The 19,022-nt window shown below is 72.0% G+C and carries 22 protein-coding genes; 12 read left to right on the top strand and 10 right to left on the bottom strand.

The genetic code is table 11. The features are described 5' to 3' along the window. Nucleotides 1-2 precede the first annotated feature (2 nt). Nucleotides 3-905: a bifunctional helix-turn-helix transcriptional regulator/GNAT family N-acetyltransferase gene (locus tag AA23TX_RS17460; RefSeq protein ID WP_155543554.1), complete on the top strand. Its 903-nt coding sequence runs from the start codon at nucleotides 3-5 to the stop codon at nucleotides 903-905. Beyond that, entirely contained in the window at nucleotides 905-1,810 is a 906-nt protein-coding gene (locus AA23TX_RS17465) for an NAD-dependent protein deacetylase (RefSeq protein ID WP_155543555.1), read from the top strand. Before AA23TX_RS17460 ends, AA23TX_RS17465 begins: the two co-directional genes overlap by 1 nt. On the opposite strand, the gene AA23TX_RS17470 is transcribed toward AA23TX_RS17465, so the two are convergent. From AA23TX_RS17470 to AA23TX_RS17480, 3 genes are all read right to left on the bottom strand, one after another. Further along, complete coding sequence (locus AA23TX_RS17470; protein ID WP_155543556.1) at nucleotides 1,782-2,348, bottom strand: TIGR03086 family metal-binding protein; 567 nt, start codon at nucleotides 2,346-2,348, stop codon at nucleotides 1,782-1,784. The genes AA23TX_RS17465 and AA23TX_RS17470 overlap by 29 nt on opposite strands. A gap of 160 nt (nucleotides 2,349-2,508) precedes the next feature. Beyond that, entirely contained in the window at nucleotides 2,509-2,964 is a 456-nt protein-coding gene (locus AA23TX_RS17475) for a group II truncated hemoglobin (RefSeq protein WP_155543557.1), read from the bottom strand. Between the two features lie 40 nt (nucleotides 2,965-3,004). Beyond that, nucleotides 3,005-3,940, bottom strand: coding sequence for an NAD(P)/FAD-dependent oxidoreductase (locus AA23TX_RS17480; RefSeq protein WP_155543558.1), 936 nt, complete (start codon nucleotides 3,938-3,940; stop codon nucleotides 3,005-3,007). Nucleotides 3,941-4,017: 77 nt separating this feature from the next. Between AA23TX_RS17480 and AA23TX_RS17485 the strand changes: the two genes are divergently transcribed. After that, entirely contained in the window at nucleotides 4,018-4,602 is a 585-nt protein-coding gene (locus AA23TX_RS17485; protein ID WP_155543559.1) for a helix-turn-helix domain-containing protein, read from the top strand. A gap of 63 nt (nucleotides 4,603-4,665) precedes the next feature. Here AA23TX_RS17485 and AA23TX_RS17490 read toward each other — a convergent pair whose 3' ends face one another. Further along, nucleotides 4,666-5,655, bottom strand: coding sequence for a sigma-70 family RNA polymerase sigma factor (locus AA23TX_RS17490; protein ID WP_155543560.1), 990 nt, complete (start codon nucleotides 5,653-5,655; stop codon nucleotides 4,666-4,668). 22 nt (nucleotides 5,656-5,677) lie between these two features. Beyond that, complete coding sequence (locus tag AA23TX_RS17495) at nucleotides 5,678-6,172, bottom strand: GNAT family N-acetyltransferase (RefSeq protein WP_155543561.1); 495 nt, start codon at nucleotides 6,170-6,172, stop codon at nucleotides 5,678-5,680. Nucleotides 6,173-6,190: 18 nt separating this feature from the next. On the opposite strand from AA23TX_RS17495, the gene AA23TX_RS17500 reads away from it, so the two are divergent. After that, nucleotides 6,191-6,766 carry a helix-turn-helix domain-containing protein gene (locus tag AA23TX_RS17500; RefSeq protein ID WP_155543562.1) on the top strand — a complete coding sequence of 192 codons (576 nt, stop codon included), beginning with the start codon at nucleotides 6,191-6,193 and terminating at the stop codon, nucleotides 6,764-6,766. Here the strand turns inward: AA23TX_RS17500 and AA23TX_RS17505 are convergent. After that, nucleotides 6,763-7,056, bottom strand: a complete 294-nt coding sequence (locus AA23TX_RS17505) for a hypothetical protein (RefSeq protein WP_155543563.1) — start codon at nucleotides 7,054-7,056, stop codon at nucleotides 6,763-6,765. The two genes, AA23TX_RS17500 and AA23TX_RS17505, sit on opposite strands and share 4 nt — an antisense overlap. Nucleotides 7,057-7,382: 326 nt before the next feature. Here AA23TX_RS17505 and tuf point away from each other — a divergent pair, with 326 nt between their 5' ends. Beyond that, on the top strand, nucleotides 7,383-8,570 hold the full coding sequence (gene tuf, locus AA23TX_RS17510; RefSeq protein WP_155543564.1) for an elongation factor Tu: 1,188 nt from the start codon (nucleotides 7,383-7,385) through the stop codon (nucleotides 8,568-8,570). 197 nt (nucleotides 8,571-8,767) lie between these two features. Further along, on the top strand, nucleotides 8,768-10,252 hold the full coding sequence (locus AA23TX_RS17515) for a rhamnogalacturonidase (RefSeq protein ID WP_196425454.1): 1,485 nt from the start codon (nucleotides 8,768-8,770) through the stop codon (nucleotides 10,250-10,252). 206 nt (nucleotides 10,253-10,458) lie between these two features. Here the strand turns inward: AA23TX_RS17515 and AA23TX_RS17520 are convergent, their stop codons facing one another. Beyond that, entirely contained in the window at nucleotides 10,459-10,674 is a 216-nt protein-coding gene (locus AA23TX_RS17520; RefSeq protein ID WP_155543565.1) for a hypothetical protein, read from the bottom strand. Nucleotides 10,675-10,752: 78 nt separating this feature from the next. Continuing rightward, the gene (locus AA23TX_RS17525; RefSeq protein WP_155543566.1) at nucleotides 10,753-11,136 is read right to left on the bottom strand and encodes an OsmC family protein; all 384 of its coding nucleotides are present in this window, start codon (nucleotides 11,134-11,136) and stop codon (nucleotides 10,753-10,755) included. Between the two features lie 75 nt (nucleotides 11,137-11,211). Here AA23TX_RS17525 and AA23TX_RS17530 point away from each other — a divergent pair, with 75 nt between their 5' ends. The 4 genes from AA23TX_RS17530 to AA23TX_RS17545 all read left to right on the top strand — a co-directional run bounded on the left by AA23TX_RS17530 (nucleotide 11,212) and on the right by AA23TX_RS17545 (nucleotide 14,627). After that, entirely contained in the window at nucleotides 11,212-12,111 is a 900-nt protein-coding gene (locus AA23TX_RS17530; RefSeq protein ID WP_155543567.1) for an acetaldehyde dehydrogenase (acetylating), read from the top strand. Then, entirely contained in the window at nucleotides 12,108-13,163 is a 1,056-nt protein-coding gene (gene dmpG, locus AA23TX_RS17535) for a 4-hydroxy-2-oxovalerate aldolase (RefSeq protein ID WP_155543568.1), read from the top strand. The genes AA23TX_RS17530 and dmpG overlap by 4 nt, the downstream gene beginning before the upstream one ends. 45 nt (nucleotides 13,164-13,208) lie before the next feature. Next, nucleotides 13,209-13,598: a MerR family transcriptional regulator gene (locus AA23TX_RS17540; RefSeq protein ID WP_155543569.1), complete on the top strand. Its 390-nt coding sequence runs from the start codon at nucleotides 13,209-13,211 to the stop codon at nucleotides 13,596-13,598. Between the two features lie 105 nt (nucleotides 13,599-13,703). After that, entirely contained in the window at nucleotides 13,704-14,627 is a 924-nt protein-coding gene (locus AA23TX_RS17545; RefSeq protein WP_155543570.1) for an NADP-dependent oxidoreductase, read from the top strand. 25 nt (nucleotides 14,628-14,652) lie between these two features. On the opposite strand, the gene pip is transcribed toward AA23TX_RS17545, so the two are convergent. Further along, nucleotides 14,653-15,579, bottom strand: coding sequence for a prolyl aminopeptidase (gene pip / locus AA23TX_RS17550; RefSeq protein ID WP_155543571.1), 927 nt, complete (start codon nucleotides 15,577-15,579; stop codon nucleotides 14,653-14,655). 123 nt (nucleotides 15,580-15,702) lie between these two features. Between pip and AA23TX_RS17555 the strand changes: the two genes are divergently transcribed. Next, nucleotides 15,703-16,722: a hypothetical protein gene (locus tag AA23TX_RS17555; RefSeq protein WP_155543572.1), complete on the top strand. Its 1,020-nt coding sequence runs from the start codon at nucleotides 15,703-15,705 to the stop codon at nucleotides 16,720-16,722. A 45-nt stretch (nucleotides 16,723-16,767) separates the two neighbouring features. On the opposite strand, the gene AA23TX_RS17560 is transcribed toward AA23TX_RS17555, so the two are convergent. Further along, nucleotides 16,768-18,285, bottom strand: coding sequence for an FAD-dependent monooxygenase (locus AA23TX_RS17560; RefSeq protein WP_155543573.1), 1,518 nt, complete (start codon nucleotides 18,283-18,285; stop codon nucleotides 16,768-16,770). 65 nt (nucleotides 18,286-18,350) lie between these two features. Here AA23TX_RS17560 and AA23TX_RS17565 point away from each other — a divergent pair, with 65 nt between their 5' ends. Further along, entirely contained in the window at nucleotides 18,351-18,983 is a 633-nt protein-coding gene (locus AA23TX_RS17565) for a TetR/AcrR family transcriptional regulator (protein ID WP_155543574.1), read from the top strand. Nucleotides 18,984-19,022 lie beyond the last annotated feature (39 nt).

Below are 19,022 nucleotides of genomic sequence, written 5' to 3' on the forward strand. Positions count from 1 at the left end.
TAATGGACTCCGACCTCGTCGACGGTGTCCGGCGGTTCAACCGGACGGTCACCCAGCGGATCGGCGCGCTCGACGACGCCTTCCTCGCCCGCGCCCGGCCGCTGGGCGAGGCGCGGGTGCTCTGGGAGATCGGCGCCGCCGGACGTGACGTCCGCGAGCTGCGGAAACGCCTCGACCTCGACTCCGGCTACCTGAGCCGGCTGCTGCGCGGGCTGGAACGGGACGGCCTGGTGCGCGTCGAGCCGAGCGCCGCCGACGGGCGCGTCCGCACCGCGCGGCTCACCGAAGCCGGGCAGGCCGAACGCGCCGCGCTCGACCGGCTCTCCGACGACGCGGCCGCCGCGCTGCTCGCCCCGCTGTCCGGCGGGCAGCGCACCCGGCTCGTCACCGCGATGGCCGAGGTCGAGCGGCTTCTGACGGCCTCGGCGGTCGACATCGCGCCGTGCCCGCCCGGGCACGCCGACGCCCGGTTCTGCCTGCGCGCCTACTTCACCGAGCTGGGCCTGCGGTTCGACGACGGGTTCGACCCCGGGCTCAGCATCTCCGCGGCGGACGAGGAGATGACCCCGCCCGCCGGCGTACTGCTGGTGGCGACGCTGCACGGCGAGCCGGTCGGCTGCGGCGCGCTGAAGGTCCACGGCGAGGCGCCGGCGGAGATCAAGCGGATGTGGGTGGCGCCCGCAGCGCGCGGCCTCGGGCTGGGCCGGCGGCTGCTGGCCGAGCTGGAGGCGCACGCGGCGGGGCTCGGCGTCCGCGCGCTCCGGCTCGAGACCAACCGCTCGCTCGGCGAAGCGATCGGCCTGTACCGGGCGGCGGGTTACCGCGAAGTCGCGCCGTTCAACGACGAGCACTACGCCGACCACTGGTTCGAGAAGCAGCTCCCCGGCCCACGTACCCTGGCGTAGTGCGGACCCGCCCCACCCTGACGTGGACGTCCCCGGACGCGCCGCTGCCCCGGACCTCGAGCCTCGACGAGCTCGCCGACGTCGTCGCGCGGCGCGAGGTCGCCGTGCTCAGCGGCGCCGGGCTGTCCACCGAGTCCGGGATCCCCGACTACCGCGGCGAGACCGGCAGCCTGCGCCGGCACACGCCGATGACCTACGACGAGTTCGTCACCAGCGCCGAGGGCCGCCAGCGCTACTGGGCGCGCAGCCACCTCGGGTGGCGCACCATCGCCCGCGCCGACCCGAACGACGGCCACCGCGCGGTCGCGGCGTTGCGCGGCGGCGGGTACTTCGGCGGTGTCATCACGCAGAACGTCGACGGCCTCCACCAGGCGGCCGGCACCGCGGACGCCGTCGAGCTGCACGGCAGCCTGGACCGCGTGATCTGCCTGGACTGCCGCCGCACCAGCCCGCGCGCCGAGCTGGACCGGCGGTTGCGGGCGGCCAACGCGGACTTCGAGGGCGAGGCGACCCGGATCAACCCGGACGGTGACGTCGAGCTGCCCGACGCCGTCGTCCGCCGGTTCACTCCGGTGCCGTGCGCGTCGTGTGCGGGCGTGCTCAAGCCGGACGTGGTGTTCTTCGGCGAGAACGTGCCCCGGCCCCGCGTCGAGCAGTGCTACCGCCTGGTCGACGAGGCCGCCGCGCTGCTGGTGCTGGGGTCGTCCCTGACGGTGATGTCCGGCCTGCGGTTCGTCCGGCACGCGGCGGCCGCGGGCAAGCCGGTGGTGATCGTCAACCACGGCGAGACCCGCGGCGACCGCTACGCCTCGGTGCGCGTCGACCTTCCGCTGGGCCAAGCGCTGACCGAGCTGGCCGCGCGCCTGGGCTGCGAGATCAGCGAGGATCGCGGCCGAAGCGCGTGAGCACGCGGTCCTGTCTGGACTGCGCCGCGACGCCGGCCGGCGGGTCGGCGAAGACCCGGGAGTTCAGCGCCAATCCCGCGAAGATGTCGTCGTGGTTCTCGTCGATCCACGCGACGAGACCGGGGTCGAGGGTGTCGTCGGCGCCGAGAGCGCGGGCGAGGTCCCAGGTGTGCACGGTGCTGTCGGCGGTGCGGACGGCCAGCGCGCGCCGTCCGGTCAGCTCGCCCAGCGGGTAGTCGACGACCCGGTCCAGCGCGCCGTCCTCGGCGAAGGCCGCCGCGCAGGCGCGGACCGATTCGGTGAACGCCGTGACCGGGTCGTCGCCGAGCGCGTCGGCGTCGCGGGCGGCCAGGAACTCCTCGCGGGTGGCGCCGCGCAGGAGCCCGATGTAGTTGAGGTTGCCCCGCGTCATGTGGTTCACCAGCGCGCGGACGTCCCATTCAGCGCACGGCGTCGGCGCGTCCCAGCCGTCGGGCGGCACGGCGCGGAGATGCTGCTCGAAACCCTTGCCGGCGAGCAGGAAACGGTCGAGGGACATGGTGTCCACTCTGGCCCGGCCGGCGGTGGCGCCGCTCGCGGGTTTCGGACGTCGTGGGCGAGCCGGCCCGGGCGGGTTGGGGGAAACGCGCCAGGGCCGGCTCTGCGACGGACCTCCACAGCCGGTCGTTGCTCACAAGACGCGGCGCGCGCCCCGGGCGTTACACCGCCTGCAACCCGGTCCACGACCAGTGCGGCATCGCGAGGCCGGCGGGCACGTCTCGGGCCGGGCCCGGGTAGGTGAGGACCTCGGCGACCGCCCATTCCATGTAGGACCGCAGCGCGGCGCGGAACTCCGGGTCGGCGGGCAGGCCGGCATCGTCCGCGGCGCGCACGAAGCACTCGACGAACCGGCGGCCGAGGTCGGACATGTCGCCGTTGCCGGCGTGCATGCGCAGCACCGCCGAGTGGTCGTTGCACTCCTGCGAGAACCGCGGCGGCCCGCCCATGACCTCGGCCCAGTACCGGGCCAGCCGGTCGACGTGCTGCGGGTGCTGCCCCGGGTGCGAGAACGGGTGGTTCAGCTCGGGGTCGGCCAGGCAGCGCTCGTGGTGGGCGGCGGCCAGCGCGCGGAACGCGGGGTCGCCGCCGGCGAATTCGTACAGCGTCGGACGCACCCGCCGAGCCTGGCACGGCGGGCCGCCGAACGCCAGGACGTCAGCGCACCGCCGCGGCCGCGCGTTCGGCTTCGGCGGTGAAGCCGCCGAACGCGTCGACCGCCCGCCGGACGTCCTCGGCCACGAGGTCGTGGTTGAGCGCGCCCGCGGCGGCCGCGCCCTGGGCCGCGGCGATGATCACGGTCGCCCGCGCGTCGACGACGTTCCCGGCCGCCCACACACCCGGCACGTTCGTCTTGCCCATCGCGTCGGTCTCTTCGTAGCCGAGTGCGCGCATGAGCCCGTCGTGCGCGACGGTCTGCGTGCGGATGAACAGCGCCACCCGCGGGACGAACCGCGCGCCGAGTTCGAGGCCGGTGAGGTGGCCGTCTTCGCGTCGTGCGGCGGTGACGGTCCCGTCGACGATCTTGATGCCCCGGGCGTCGAGCCGTGCGCGGTCCTCTTCGGACGGTGGCGCGGTGTGCGCGAAGTACACGACGTCCGGCGACCACTGGCGCACGAGCAGCGCGTGCTCGACGCTCGCGGGTTCGGTGCCGAGCACGCCGAGGGGCTGGTCGCGGACCTCGTAGCCGTGGCAGTACGGGCAGGTCACCGCGTCGGTGCCCCAGCTTTCGCGCAGGCCCGGGATGCCCGGCAGGTCGTCGTGGGCGCCGGTCGCGAACAGGACGCGCCGGGCGGTCAGCTTCCGGCCGTCGCTCGCGAGTGTCGCGGTGAAGCCGGGTTCGAGGGCGCTGACCTGGTCGTCGAGGATCTCGACGCCGTAGCCGGCGAGCTCCTCGCGGCCGATCTTGAGCAGTTCGGACGGCGGCAGGCCGTCGCGGGAGAGGAAGCCGTGCATGTGCTCGGCGGGAGCGTTGCGGGGCGCGCCGCCGTCGACGACCACGACGCGCCGCCGCGCGCGGCCGAGCATCAGGGCGGCGTTCAGGCCCGCGGCCCCGCCGCCCACCACCAGGACGTCATAGCTGTTTTCGGTCATGCCGCCACCCTGCGCCCGCCTTCGCGGTTCCGACAACAAATGTTGCCGTTTCCGGGACAAGAGCGTTTCCTGGAGACATGACGGACGCCATCACCCACGCACTGGCCGAGGTCGGCCCGCGCCTCAAGCGGGTCCGCACCCAGCGGCGGGTCACGCTGGCCGACCTCTCGACGGCGACGGGCATCTCGAAGAGCACGCTGTCGCGGCTGGAGTCCGGCCAGCGCAAGCCGAGCCTCGAGCTGCTGCTGCCGATCGCGCAGGCCCACCAGGTACCCCTGGACGAGCTGGTGGGCGCGCCCGAGGTCGGCGACCCCCGGGTCCGGCTGACCGCCCGCCGCTTCCCGCGTTCGAACGGAGCGACGATGACGGTTCTCCCGCTGACCCGCCAGCCGGGCGCGCCCCAGGCGTTCAAGATGATCCTCGAGCCGGAGACGGGCGAGCCGGACCCCCAGGTCCACGAGGGTTACGAGTGGTTGTACGTCCTGTCGGGCCGGCTGAGGCTGATCTTGGCCGACCGCGACATGACGCTGGGCCCGGGCGAGGCGGCGGAGTTCGACACGAGGCTCCCGCACTGGTTCGGCGCGGTCGGCCGCCCGGCGGAGATCCTCAGCCTGTTCGGGAAACAGGGGGAGCGGCTCCACCTGCGGGCGAAGTCCCGGTAGCGCCCGGGCGCGCGCCGGCGAAGATCCGGTGCGGCCGCACGGTGGCCGGCGGCACCGGCGCGACTACGGGAGTTCCGGCGGCAGCCCGAAACCCGCGTACATCGCCGGGTCGAGGAAGCCGGTGATCTCCGCGATCCGGTTCCCGCGCAGGGTCAGGACGTTCACGCAGCCGATGCGGAAGACGCCGTCCGGGTGGCGCTGGTAGCACGCGAACGCGAGCTGGCCGCTGGCCCGGACCGGCACCAGCCGCCACGGTGTCGCGAACACGCTGCCGGACAGGAAGCGGGCGACGTCGTCGCGGCCGTGGAACCACGCGGGCAGCGGCGGCATCGTGAAGCGGGCGTCCTCGGCGAGCAGGTCGAGCAGCGCCGGGACGTCCGCACGTTCCCACGCCGCGACGAAGTCCGCCACCAGCGCGCGTTCCGCGTCTTCGCCGAGGCTGCGCAGCGTGGCCTGCTGGCTCTGCGACGGCGTCCGCTGGTCGAGCGTCTTGCGGGCCCGTTGCAGCGCGCTGTTCACCGAAGCGACCGACGTGTCGAGGGCTTCGGCGACCTCCGCGGCGGAGAAGGCGAGCACTTCACGCAGGATCAGTACCGCCCGCTGGGTGCCGGGCAAGTGCTGCAACGCGGCGATGAACGCGAGTTCGACGCTCTCGCGCAGCTCGAAACGGCGCTGTGGATCCCAGTCGTCCTCGGGGTAGGGCTCGACGTACGCCTCGCCGTCGACCGGCTCGGCGAGCGCGTCGCCGGGGTTCGCCGCCGGGTGGTGGTCGCGCGGCATCAGGCGGGGCGGCCGCTGCTTGATCAGCCGCAGGCAGGCGTTCGTCGCGATCCGGTAGAGCCACGCGCGAACCGAACTCCGCCCCTCGAACCCGGCCAGCCCGCGCCACGCGCCGAGCAACGCCTCCTGCAGCGCGTCTTCCGCGTCGTGCAGGGCGCCGAGCAGCCGGTAGCAGTGGGCGCGCAGCTCGCTCTGGTAGGGCCGCACGAGCCGGTCGAACGCGCCGCGGTCCTCGCGCCGGGCCGCTTCGAGGAGGTCGGCTTCGGTGTCCATGCCCCGCATCCTGCCCGACGCCTCAGCCGAGTTCGCGCTGCATCAGGAGGGTGTCGAGCCACCGGCCGTCCTTGAACCCGACGCGCCGCAGCACGCCCGCGTCCGTGAACCCGGCCGCGCGGTGCAGGCGCCGCGACGCGGGGCTGCCGGAGTCGACGACGACGGCGATCGCCTGCTTGGCGCCCGCGTCGGCGCACCGCTTGAGCAACTCGTCGAGCAGCCGCCGGCCGTGGCCCTGGCCGGCGGCTTCGGGGGCGAGGTAGATGGTCGTCTCGACCGTGTGTCGGTAGGCGGGTTTCGGCCGCCACGGCGCGGCGAGCGCGTAGCCGGCGATCTTCGGGTCGCTCAGGACGAGGAACGGGAGGTCGCTCTCGCGGATCTTCGCGCGCCACTGGTCCGGGGCCGGCGGGGTGGTTTCGAACGTGACGACCGAGCCGGTGACGTACGGCGCGAAGACGGCCGCGATCCCGTCGGCGTCGGCCTCGGTCGCCGACCGGATTTCCGCTATAGTGGACACGGCAGTTATTATAGTGGAATGATCGATCCGGTGAGCCTGGGCCGCCGCCTGCACGCGTTGCGGACCGGCCGCGGCCTGGCGTTGAGCGCGCTGGCCCGCGAAGCCGGGGTGAGCGTCAGCATGCTGTCGGCCATCGAACGCGGCGAGAAGACCCCGACGGTGGTGGTGCTGTCCCGCATCGCCGACGGCCTGGGGCTGTCGGCGTCCCGGCTGCTGGCCGACCTGGAGACCGACCGGGTGATCGTCCGCCGCGCGGCCGAGCAGGACCACGTCGCCGAACCGGGCGGCTGGCACCGCACGGTGCTGACGCCGGTCGTGCCGGGCGTCAACTTCGAATGGATCCGCACGACTCTGCCGCCGCGGTGTGACGCCGGGACTTTTCCCGCGTACGCGCCGGGTTCCCACGAGTTCGTGGCGGTGGAGTCGGGTACGTTGTGGCTGGGTGCCGGCTCGGCGGAATACGTGCTGCGGGCCGGGGATTCGGTCTACTTTCCCGCCGACGCACCGCATTCGTACGCGAACCGCGGTGATGAGCCGTGCGAGTACCACGTCGCGGCGCTCGTGATGCGTCCGCGCGTCGGCCGGGCTCACTAGACGACATCGCCGCGGCCGAGTGCCTTGCCGAGCGCCGGACCGGCGCTCCGGTCCTCGTCGAGCGCCCGCCACAGCAGCGTCGCCGCGTGGGTCCGGATGCCCCCGCTCGCCGGATTCCGACGCAGGTCGTCGAGCACGGGCGAGGCGAGGCCGCACACCGCCCCGACCACGGAAACGAGCTCGTTCGCGATCCGCGCTGCCGCTTCCGAAACCCGGACTCCCGAGCGGACGGCGCCGAAGTGGTCGGCGATGGCGCCGATCGCCGAAGCCGCGAGGTCGCGGTGGTCCATGGCGCCCTCCCAAGCCAGACCGGTGACAGCGCCCAGAGTCGCCCCCGGCGAGCCGGGTGTTACGCGCCATCCCCCGCGGAAAACCGGATGACACCACGACCTTCCGCGTGGCACCCTGCGGATCATGTTCCCCGTGTCCGATAGCGCGACGCTCGCAGGCTCGTCCCTGCCGAGCGCCCTTTCGGCACGGCCGCTTCCGGCCTCGCTCACCGGCGCTCGAAGCTGACCCTTCCCCGATTCCCCTGTCACGAGCGCGGAACCGCCGGGGGAGGGTTGACGACTTCTCCCGGTTTCGCGCGCTTTCGTTCTCAGTACAGGGAAATCCCATGACCAAGCAGCAGTACGTGCGCACCAAGCCGCACCTCAACATCGGCACGATGGGCCACGTCGACCACGGCAAGACCACGCTCACCGCCGCCATCACCAAGGTGCTGGCCGAGCGCGACGGCACCAACCGCTACGTCGCCTTCGACCGCATCGACCGTGCGCCGGAGGAGATCGAGCGCGGCATCACCATCACGATCGCGCACGTCGAGTACGAGACGCCGACCCGGCACTACGCGCACGTCGACATGCCGGGCCACGCCGACTACGTCAAGAACATGATCACCGGCGCGGCCCAGCTCGACGGCGCCGTCCTGGTCGTCTCGGCCCAGGACGGCGCGATGCCGCAGACGCGCGAGCACGTCGTGCTGGCGCGCCGGATCGGTGTCGAGCACCTCGTGGTGGCGCTCAACAAGGCCGACCTCGTCGAGGACGAGGACCTGCTCGACCTGGTCGAGCTCGAGGTCCGCGAGCTGCTGACCCGCTACGGGTTCGACGGCGAGGCCGTGCCGGTCGTGCGCGTGTCCGGGCTGCGCGCGCTCGACGGCGACCCGCGGTGGACCCAGCGGATCCTCCACCTGCTCGAGGCCGTCGACGAGCACGTCCCGATCCCGCCGCGGCGGCTCGACCTGCCGTTCCTCATGCCGATCGAGAACGTCCTGACCATCACCGGCCGCGGCACCGTCGTGACCGGCGCGGTGGAGCAGGGTGTGCTGAGTGTCGGCGACGCGGTCGAGGTGGTCGGGCTCGGCCCGGCCGTCGCGAGCGTGGCGACCGGGCTCGAGACGTTCGGCAAGCCGATGGAGCGCGCCGAGGCGGGCGACAACGCCGCGGTGCTGCTGCGCGGGGTGAAGCGCGGCGAGGTCCGGCGCGGGCAGGTCGTCTGCCTGCCGGGCAGCGTCCGGCCGCACACTCGGTTCCGCGCGGACGTCCACGTGCTGTCGGCCGCGGAAGGGGGCAGGCGGACGCCGTTCGCGGCGAACTACCGGCCGCAGTTCCACTTCCGCACCAGCGACGTCGTCGGCGTGGTCACCCTCGCCGAGGGCGTCACGGTGGTCCGGCCGGGTGAGGCGGCTTCGCTGACGGTGGAGCTCGGCCAGCCGATCGCGATGAGCGCGGGCCTCGGCTTCGCCATGCGCGAAGGTCGTCTCACGGTGGCCGCGGGCACCGTCCGCGAGGTGCTGGACTGACGGGCGCGGCCCCTGCTTCGGCGGGGGCCGCGCTTGACTCATCCGATCATTTGCTCCTAGCCTGATCTCGCGCATTCCCGATCCGCCGTCGGAAACACCGCGTGGTGTTTCCGCTGTGGCGAGAAAAGGGAGCTTTCGTGGGCGAAGCGTTCAGCCGCCGTCGTGCGGTCACCTGGGGAGCGGCGGCGGGCGCCGCACTGCCATTCATCGGATCTCCGGCCGTCGCTGCGGAAGACAATGCGGCGGGGCGGTTCTTCGACGTCACGAAGTTCGGCGCGAAGGGCGACGGCCGCACCATCGACACCGCGGCGATCAACCGCGCCATCGACGGGGCCGCGGCCCGCGGCGGGACCGTGTACTTCCCGGCCGGCACGTACGCGAGCTATTCGATCCACCTCAAGAGCAACGTGGCGCTGTACCTGGGGGCGAACGCGACGATCCTCGCGGCCGCGCCCGCCGGCGGCAAGGGCTACGACCCGGCCGAGCCGGGCGCGGGCAACCCGTACCAGGACTTCGGGCACAGCCACTGGCACAACAGCCTGATCTGGGGCGAGAACCTGGAGAACGTCACCATCGAGGGGCCGGGCAAGATCGACGGCAAGGGCCTCGTCGCAGGCGGCAGCGCGGAGTCGGCGCCGCTCAACGGAAACAAGGCGATCGCGCTCAAGCTGTGCCGCAACGTCGCGATCCGCGACATCACGATCGTCAACGGCGGCCACTTCGGCATCCTGCCCACCGGCGTCGACAACTTCCGCATCGACGGCCTGGTGATCGACACCAACCGCGACGGCATCAACATCGACTGCTGCAAGAACGTCCGCATCGCCAACACGACCGTGAACTCACCGAACGACGACGCGATCGTGCTGAAGAGCTCGTATGCGCTGAACACGGTGCGGGACACGGAAAACGTGACCATCGACAACTGCTTCGTCAGCGGCTACAACCTCGGCACGCTGGTCGACGGCACGTACAAGACGTCGTCGTACGGGCGCACCGGCCGCGTCAAGTTCGGCACGGAAGCGAACGGCGGGTTCCGCAACATCGCGATCTCCAACGTGGTCTTCGAGTACTGCCGCGGGTTGGCGCTGGAGACGGTCGACGGCGGCTGGCTGGAGGACGTGACGATCACCAACCTGACGATGCGCAAGGTCCAGATGCCGCTGTTCTTGCGGTTGGGCGCCCGCATGCGCGGCCCGGCGGGCATTCCGGTCGGCTTCCTGCGCCGGGTGAGCATCAGCGACGTGACGACTTTCGACGCGGACCCGCGGTATCCGTCGTGCTTCGCGGGAATCCCGGGCCACCCGATCGAAGACGTGAAGCTGAGCAACATCCGCCACCACCTCGCGGGCGGCCTCACCCCGGGCGACGCGGTCCAGAACCCACCGGAGCTGGAGACGGCGTACCCGGAGCCGTCGATGTTCGGCACACTGCCGGCGCACGGGTTCTTCATCCGGCACGCACGGGGGATCAGCCTGGACAACGTGGACGTCCGGGTCGGCACGCCGGACACGCGCCCGGCGTTCGTCATCCGGGACGTCGCGGATCTCGACGTGCACCACTGCCGCGCGGAGCCGGGAACCCCGACGTTCGTACTGGACGGCGTGGACGACTTCCGGGTGAGCGACGGGCGCCCGGTGGCGGAGGCCCGGGTGGAGCACGCGGACCACCAGGAGCTGTAAGAACGGCCGGCCGGGCCCCGCCGCCGCCGCGGGGCCCGGCCGGTGCTGTGTTTTCGCCGCACCCACCGCCGGGCAGCGCCCACGCTGACCTCAGTCCGCAAGACACCCACCCGGAAGCCTCCGCAGTTCGGCTACCAGTGCCGGGACGGTGACGAAACGAAGTACGACGTGTGCGCGGGGCACAAGCGCTGCAAGTGACCCTGAACTCAGCGGCCGCGGAGACCGGGGCGCGTCAAGCCGACCGTCGCGAGGACGATCAACGCCACCGCCGCCACCCCGGCGATCACCGACAGCACCGGGGCGGGCGCGTCCGTTCTCGCCAGGGTGAGGATGCTCGACACCAGCAGCACCGCCCCCACTCCCAGGTTCAGCCAGCACAGCGGAGCCGTGCTCGGGATGAAATGCCAACGCCGCTCGGCCATCGGACCTCCTCCGTCGGGATCTCTCCCCGATCTGCCCCGAACGCGAGTCGATCAAACCGACGTGCCGAGGGCAGTGGCTCAGCGGGCCCGGCGAACCGGCGCCCCGGCCCGCAGTGCCCGGGGGATCTCGGCGACCTCGTCGACGATTTCGACTAACCGGGACAGCTCGCCGTCCGGGGCCGGTGAGTCGAGCTCGACGGAGTAGGTGATCCCGGTGGACGTCCACGTCGTCGTGTCGAAGCCGCCGGAGGCCGTCACCCGGGCTCCGGCGAGCTCGATGCCGAGCTGCTCCGCCTCGCGGTACAGGTCGTTGAGGACGCAGCCCGCCGCGGCGAGGTTCAGCAGGTGCCCGCCGGTGAACTCGGTGTCCACGCTGACGCCGCCGGGAGTCCAGCGGTGGGGGAATCGCACGCCCGTCTCGCTCCGCAGGGAGCCGGCGCCGGCCACGACCTCGAATGCCATGGCCCCAGTGTCGATGTTCCACTGGCCGGAACGCAAGACTGTCCTCGTCACGAGCGGCGGTGCGACCGTCGGAGCATGGCTCCCGTGAAGGCGGCGATCGTCGGCCCCGGCAACATCGGCACCGATTTGCTGGCGAAGCTGCGACGCAGTGAAGTTCTCGAAGTCGGTTACGTGGTCGGCGTGGTCGAGTCAGACGGGCTCGAACGTGCTCGCGCGCAGGGGATCGCGGCGTCGGCCGAAGGCGTCGACTGGCTGCTGCGCCAGGACCCCTTGCCGGAGCTCGTGTTCGAGGCGACATCGGCCAAGGCCCACGCGGCCAACGCCCCGCGGTACGAGGCGGCCGGCATCCAGGCGATAGACCTGACACCGGCGCACCTCGGCCCGATGGTCTGCCCGCCGGTGAACCTCGGCGCGCACCTCGACGCGCCGAACGTCTCGATGATCACCTGCGGCGGCCAGGCCACGATCCCCATGGTGCACGCGGTTTCCCGGGTGACGCCGGTGCCGTACGCGGAGATCGTCGCGTCGGTGGCCTCACGCGGCGCGGGCCCGGGGACGCGGGCCAACATCGACGAGTTCACGCGCACGACGTCCCAGGCGGTCGCCGAGATCGGGGGCGCCGGGCGCGGGAAGGCGATCATCATCCTCAACCCGGTCGAGCCACCGATGATCATGCGCGACACCGTGTTCTGCGCGATCGGGCTCGACGCCGACCGCGACGCGATCACCGCGTCGATCCACGAGATGGTCGACGAGGTCCGCAAGTACGTCCCCGGCTATTCGCTGCGCGCCGATCCGCAATTCGACGACGCGCGCGAGGAGTGGGACGGCAACGCGCGCGTCGGGATCTTCCTCGAAGTCCGCGGCAACGGCGACTACTTGCCCGAGTACGCCGGAAATCTCGACATCATGACCGCCGCGGCCGCCCGGGTCGGCGAGCTGATGGCGCGCGCGAAGCAGGAGGTGTCCGCATGAGCGAGCCTGCGAACGAATCGAGGAATACCGCGCGGCCGGAACTGAAGCACGACGTCCGGATCGTCGACACGACGTTGCGCGACGGCAGCCACGCGATGGCCCACCGCTTCACCGAACAGCAGGTGCGCGACACCGTGCGCGCGCTGGACCGCGCCGGCGTCGAGGTGATCGAGGTGACCCACGGCGACGGGCTCGGCGGTTCGTCGTTCACCTACGGTTTTTCCGCCGTCGACGAGCTGAAGCTGATCGCCGCGGCCCGCGAAGAGGCGAAGCGGGCGAAGATCGCCGTGCTGCTCGTACCGGGCATCGGCACGGCGGAAGACCTCCAGCGCGCGTTCGACGCGGGCGCGGAGATGGTCCGGGTCGCGACGCACTGCACCGAAGCCGACGTCTCCCCGCAGCACTTCGGGCTGGCGCGCGAACTCGGCATGGAAACCGCGGGCTTCCTGATGATGGCGCACCGGACGCCACCGGAGGACCTCGCGAAGCAGGCGCGGATCATGGTCGACGCGGGCTGCCAGGCGGCGTACGTGACGGACTCGGCCGGCGCCCTGCTGATGCACGAAGCCCGCGCACGGTTCGAAGCGCTGGTCGCCGAAGTCGGCGACACGGCCTGGGTCGGTTACCACGGCCACCAGAACCTCTCGCTCGGCGTCGCGAACTCGGTCCTGGCGTACGAAGCCGGCGTCCGCTACATCGACGGGTCGCTGTGCGCGCTCGGCGCGGGCGCCGGGAATTCGCCGACGGAGGTTCTCGCGGCGGTGTTCGACCGCTTGGGCGTCGACACGGGCCTCGACGTCGGCGCCCTGCTCGACGGCGCGGAGGAGGTCGTCCGCCCGTACCTGAACCGCTGGCCGAAGATGGACCGCAACGCGATCGTGCAGGGCTGGGCCGGGGTGTACTCGAGCTTCCTGCTGCACGCGGAGCGCGCGGCGGAGCGGTACGGCGTCCCGGCGCAGGCGATCCTGCGCCGCTGCGGGGAACTCGCCCTGGTGGGCGGCCAGGAGGACATGATCATCGACGTCGCGGTGACGCTGGCGGCGGAGGGGTAGGCAGCTCGCCTTGTACCCGGGCCACGCGGGCGTAGGCTTTCCGGAATGCGGATCGGCGAGCTGTCCAGGCGCACGGGCGTGAGTCCGCGCTCACTGCGGTACTACGAAGAGCAAGGCTTGCTGACCAGCTCACGCTCCGACACGGGGCAGCGGCACTATTCCGATGCCGAGGTCCAGCGCGTGTCGCTCATCCGGCGGTTGTTCGAGGCCGGTCTGTCCAGCCGGGTGATCGCGACCGTGCTGCCGTGCGTCGACGTCCCCGACGACCTGGGCATCGCCGAGGAGACGTTCACGGCGATGATGCGCGAGCGCGACCGGATCGACGCCGATATCGCGCACCTGGTCGAGACGCGGGATGCCCTCGACGTGCTGATCAAGGCCAACAGCCGGCACCGGGCGGAGCTGTCGACGACCCCGGTGACCCGATCCGCCTGAACCTGTGACCTGCGTCTCGGCCGCTTGCCCCTCACATCGGTGTCAAAGATGAGGATGGCGACAGGCCCGGAACGACCGGGCCGGTCACCCGGAAGGCAGCGGAAAATGGGACAGGCGTGGGGTTTCGGCAGGCACGGCGGGCCCGAGGTGCAGGAGTTCTTCGATCGTCCCGATCCCGTCCCCGGCAGCGGTGAGGTGCTGATCCGGGTCGACGTCGCCGGTGTGAACCCCCTCGACCACCTCCTGCGCTCGGGCCTGGTCCCCGGGCTCGACGGCGGGCGCCCGTTTCCCCGCGTGCTGGGCATGGAGGCCGCGGGAACCGTTCTCGCCCTGGGCGAGGACGTCGACGGGCTCGAGGTGGGTGACGCGGTCTTCGGCTTCGCGCTCACCGGTGGCGGCACCTACGCCGAGACGACGGTGCTGTCCGCGCCCAACACCGCGCGCATCCCGGCGGGTCTGTCCGCGACCGTGGCGGCGACGCTGCCGGTGGCCGGGACGACCGCGGTGGACGCGCTCGACCAGCTCGGTCTCCCGGCCGGTGCCACCGTCCTGGTCAACGGGGTCGGGGGCGGGGTCGGGCTCGCGGTCGCCCGGCTGGCCGTGGCCCGCGAGCTGCGGGTGATCGGCACCGGGAGCACCGCCAAGCGCGAGTCCGCCGAAGCCGTCGGGGCGCGGTTCATCGACTACACCGCCGGGGACGTCGGCGCCGCGGCGCGCGAGCTGGTTCCGGACGGCTTCGACGGGATCGTCGACCTGGCCGGCGGCCCGTCGCTGCGGACGGTCGCCCCGCTGGCCCGGGAAGCCCGCACGGTCATCTCGGTGGGTGACATGTCGGTGGCCGAACTCGGCGGGCGGTTCGTCGAGCGTCGCCTCGATCGCGAGAACCTGGCGCGCTCCGCCCGGCTGGCCCTCGACGGAGTCCTCGCCCCCGTGATCACCGCGGTCCACCCGCTCTCCGACGCCCCGGCCGCCCTCGCCACCGTCGAGAACGGTCACCCCTCGGGCAAGGTCGTCATCAAGGTGGCGTGAGCGAGGCCCGTGCTCGCCGCGGCGGTCAGCGCGCGAACCGGTCCAGCGCGGCGAGCTTCCAGTCGCGCTTGACGTCGCTTCCCCGGTGCCCGGCGTGGTCGTCGACGAGCAGTTCGGCCCCGGGCCACGCCTCGGCCAGCTCCCACGCCGTCGTCACCGGGCAGCTGAGGTCGAGCCGGCCGTGGATCAGCACGCCGGGGATGCCGGCGAGCCGTCCCGCGTCGCGGATCACCGCGCCTTCGTCGAGCCAGCCCGCGTTCGCGTAGTAGTGCGTCGTGAGGCGGACGAACGCGAGGGTCGCGTCGTCCACCGGTTCGTCGCGGACCGGGGGAGCGCCGGGCTCGAGCGACAGCACGACGTCCTCCCAGCGGCGCCAGGCGGCCGCCGCCCGGTCCCGGACCGCCGGGTCGGGGTCGGCCATGAGCCGCGCGTACGCGGCGACGTCGTCGCCGGTGCCCAGCGTGAACCGCGCCCACTCCTCGGGGAAGAACCGGCCCACGCCGCGGTAGAGCCAGTCGATTTCGGAACGGCGCGTCGTGCTGATCGCGCTCACCACGAGTTCCGTCACCCGTTCGGGGAAGCGTTCGGCGTACACGAGCGCCAGGGTCGTGCCCCACGAGCCGCCGGTGACCAGCCAGCGGTCGATGCCGAGGTGTTCACGCAGCTTCTCCAAGTCGGCCACCAGGTGGTCGGTGGTGTTGTCGCGCAACGACGTCGTGGCGTGCGGCACGCTCCGGCCGCAGCCGCGCTGGTCGAGCAGTACCACCCGGTAACGGGCCGGGTCGAACATCTGCCGCATGCCCGGCCTGCTGCCCTGGCCGGGTCCGCCGTGCAGCACGACCGCGGGCTTGCCGCGAGGATTGCCGCTGGTCTCCCAGAAGATCCGGTGCCCGTCGCCGACGTCGAGCAGGCCTTGGTCATCGGGCTCGGTCATCGGGTACATCTCGGGCATCGCGCGTGTCCACCTTCGGTCAATGTCCGGAACAGACCGGTCCGGCCGGGCCGGAAGCCATCCAGACTCGGGTCCGGCCGGTGATCATGCCGGACCGCACCCACTTCCTCCGAGGGGATTTCGATGAAACGCAGGATCTTCGCCGCGGCACTGGCCTGCGCGGCCACGGTCGCCGGGCTGGTCGGCGCCGCGCCCGCCGCGCAGGCGGCGACGTCGGTGACGTTCACCCCGCGCACGGTGACCTCGCCGCACGAAACCCAGTACGTCGCGGCGTTGGGCTCGGTGCAGCTGGCCATGACGGCGGGCCAGACCGCGTACGTCTACTCGACGCTGCGAGCGAACAACGCGTCGAACACGACGCTGATCGACAACGAGGTCCGCTGTGTGAGCACCAGCGGCTGGACGAAGAACGAGGTACTCGGCCAGAACGTCCTGATCGCGAGCGCCGACGCCCCGGCGTCGCTGCGGGACATCGGCGTCACGACCCGGTTCCTGGTGCACCCCGGCGCGGCCGGCACCGTCACCTGCACGACGTACCTGCGCAGCGCCGACCTCGGGTCGGGCAACTCGACCGTGCGGCTGGTGAGCGGGGAGCTGAAGTTCGCGGACACCAGCGTCGCGAACACGACCGCGGGCACGCCGCCGCAGGCCGACGACGGTGACACGCCGTCCGGGCGCGTCATCGCGCTGAACTCGGCGGCGCCGACGGTGCGCGAGCCGGCGACCGAGGTCTTCGAGACCGCGCCGGTGACCGGGCTCAGCGTGTTCGGCGACATGGAACTCATGGCCTGCTACCCGGAACCGGCGAACTACGACTGCCCGGTGAACAGCATGACGGCGCGCGTGACGCTGTTCGTCAACCAGTGGAAGGCCGACGGCACGCTGTGCAAGTCGGACGCGTCCGCGAGCGAGACCGCGGTCGTCCGGCGCGACGTCCACCACCTGGTGGTGCCGCTGAACACGCACTTCGCGGCGGCGACGGGCAACGGCTGCGTGCCGAAGTTCAACTTCTACGTGAAGACGGACTGGCTGAGCGGATCGACCGGCGCGGTACAGCTGGCGGCGAGTGGCCTGCCGGACGCGGTCGGCTCGACCGCGACGCACAACGACGCGATGAGCCACGCCTTCGCGGTCGCTTACTGATCCGGTGGGGGGCGCGCCGGTTTCCCGTCGCGCCCCTGGCAGGCGTCAGGTGGGTTCGCCGAACCATCGGCGCAGCGAGGCGTCCAGACCGGTCGTCGCGCCGTCTTCCCGGGCCCAGGCGACGTGCCCGTCCGGCCGGATCAGGACGCCGGTCAGGGCCGGCTCGCTGTCGCACTTGGCGGTCAGCGTCGTGACGCGGCCCGCCCAGCCGCTCGCGGTGTCGCGCAGCTCGGCGTTGTCGGCGAGGTCGAGCAGGAGCGCCCGGCCGTCCTGGAGGTGCTCGCCGAGCCGGGTGCCGTCGGCGAACGCGAAGTCGGGCGCGCCGCGGCCGGTGAGGTCGTGCTCACCCTCGATCGGGTACCGGTGCAGGACACCGGAGAGCTTCTTGGCCAGGTACGTCGCGCCGTCGTCGGTGAGCAGCAGGTCGGTGACGACCTGGCGCAGCGCCTTCGTCCGGACGTCGCTCCGCATCAGCGCGACCTGCGCCCGCGTCCACTCGAGGACCCACTCGCCGATCGGGTGGCGTTCGGTCGTGTAGGTGTCGAGGAGGCCGTCGGGCGCCCAGCCCCGGATCGTCGCGGCGAGCTTCCAGCCGAGGTTGACCGCGTCGCCGAGGCCGAGGTTGAGCCCCTGCCCGCCGAAGGGGGAGTGGACGTGCGCGGCGTCGCCCGCCAGGAGCACGCGGCCTCGGCGGTAGGTGGTGGCCTGCCGCGCGTTGTCGGTGAAGCGCGTCGCGCTGTGGACCTTGGTCACGTGGACGTCGGCGCCGGAGACCCGCCGGAAGCTGTCTTCGAGCTCCTGCGCGGTGACCGGGGCGTCGCGGTCCTCGGGCGGCCCGTCGAACTCGACGGTGAGGATCCGGCCGGGCATCGGGCCGTGGACGTAGAGCCCGCCGGTGCCGTGCTGCCAGCCGCCGGGCAGGGCGTCGGTGCCGGTGATCTCGGTGAGCGCCTGCCGTCCGGTGACGGCGGGATCGGTCCCGGGGAACTCGAACCCGGCGTGCTTCCGGACGAAGCTGCGGCCCCCATCCGCTCCGACGAGCCACCCGGCCCTGACTTCGGTCCGGTCGCCGAGCCGCACGGTGACACCGTCGTCATCGGCGTCGAACCCGATCACCTCGACGCCCCGCCGGATCTCGGCCCCCAGCTCGGCGGCGCGTTCGGCGAGGATGGCCTCGACGGCCTGCTGCTGGATCACGACGACCTTGGCGGCGGGCCCGACATCGCGGAAGGCCGGATCCTCGAAGTCGACGCCGTTCGACGCGACCATGATCCCGGCGAAGTGCCCCACGGGGATCGCCGGCTTCGGCCCACCCCCGCCCCGGGACTCGAGGAACTTCCGGATCTGTTCCGCGTTCTGCTGCACGATCGCGTCCACCGCGGGCAGCAGGCCACGGCGGTAGAAGGCTTCGCCGGTGGTCAGGTTGACCGACCCGGCCTTGATCGTCGTATCCGGCTCAGCGAGCCGTTCGACGACGAGTACGTCCACGTTCTTGAGCCGGAGTTCACAGGCCAGCATCAACCCCACCGGTCCGCCCCCGGAGATCACCACATCCCAGTTCATGCCACCGATGATGCCGCGAAACTTTTACCGAGTCAAACTTTTGGCTCGGTCTATACTCTTGGCTCATGGCGGATCACGGACTGCGCGAGCGGAAGAAGCGGGCCACGCGCCAGCTGATTTCGAACGTGGCCTCGGGCCTGTTCATCCAGCGAGGCTTCGCGGAGGTGACGGTGGCGGAGATCGCCGAAGCGGCGGGCGTGTCGAAGATGACGGTGTTCAACTACTTCCCGCGCAAGGAAGATCTCTTCCTGGACCGCCACGCGGACCGGCTGGCCGAGCTGGTGTCAGTGGTGCAGTCCCGCCCGGCGGGGGTATCGGCATGCGCGGCTTTGCGCGCGCACCAGCACTCGCTCCTGGCTTCGGGCCATCCGCTGTCGGGCGCCATCGCCGGCGGGCCGGGGTTCTGGTGGGTGCTGACTTCGAGCCCGGCGCTGATGGCCCGGTGGTACGAGCAGGAGCGGGAGATCGCTTCGGCTTTTGCGGAGGTGTTCGTCGAGGAGACGGGGGATGCGTTCCGGTCGCGGATGGTCGCGGGGTTGTTGACCACGGCGATCACCACGGTGTTTTCTCACGCGATGGAGCGGATCTTGGCCGGGGATGATGTCGAGGTGGTCCGGCGGGAGCAGGTCGCGGTGATCGACCAGGCTTTCGACCTGGCAGAACACGGAGTGGGTGACTTCCCACCGGCGACAGGGTGAGTTTTCCGGCCGCGAATGTCATCCTCGCCCAGCGCCGTC

Source organism: Amycolatopsis camponoti, from assembly GCF_902497555.1.
Taxonomy (GTDB): domain Bacteria; phylum Actinomycetota; class Actinomycetes; order Mycobacteriales; family Pseudonocardiaceae; genus Amycolatopsis; species Amycolatopsis camponoti.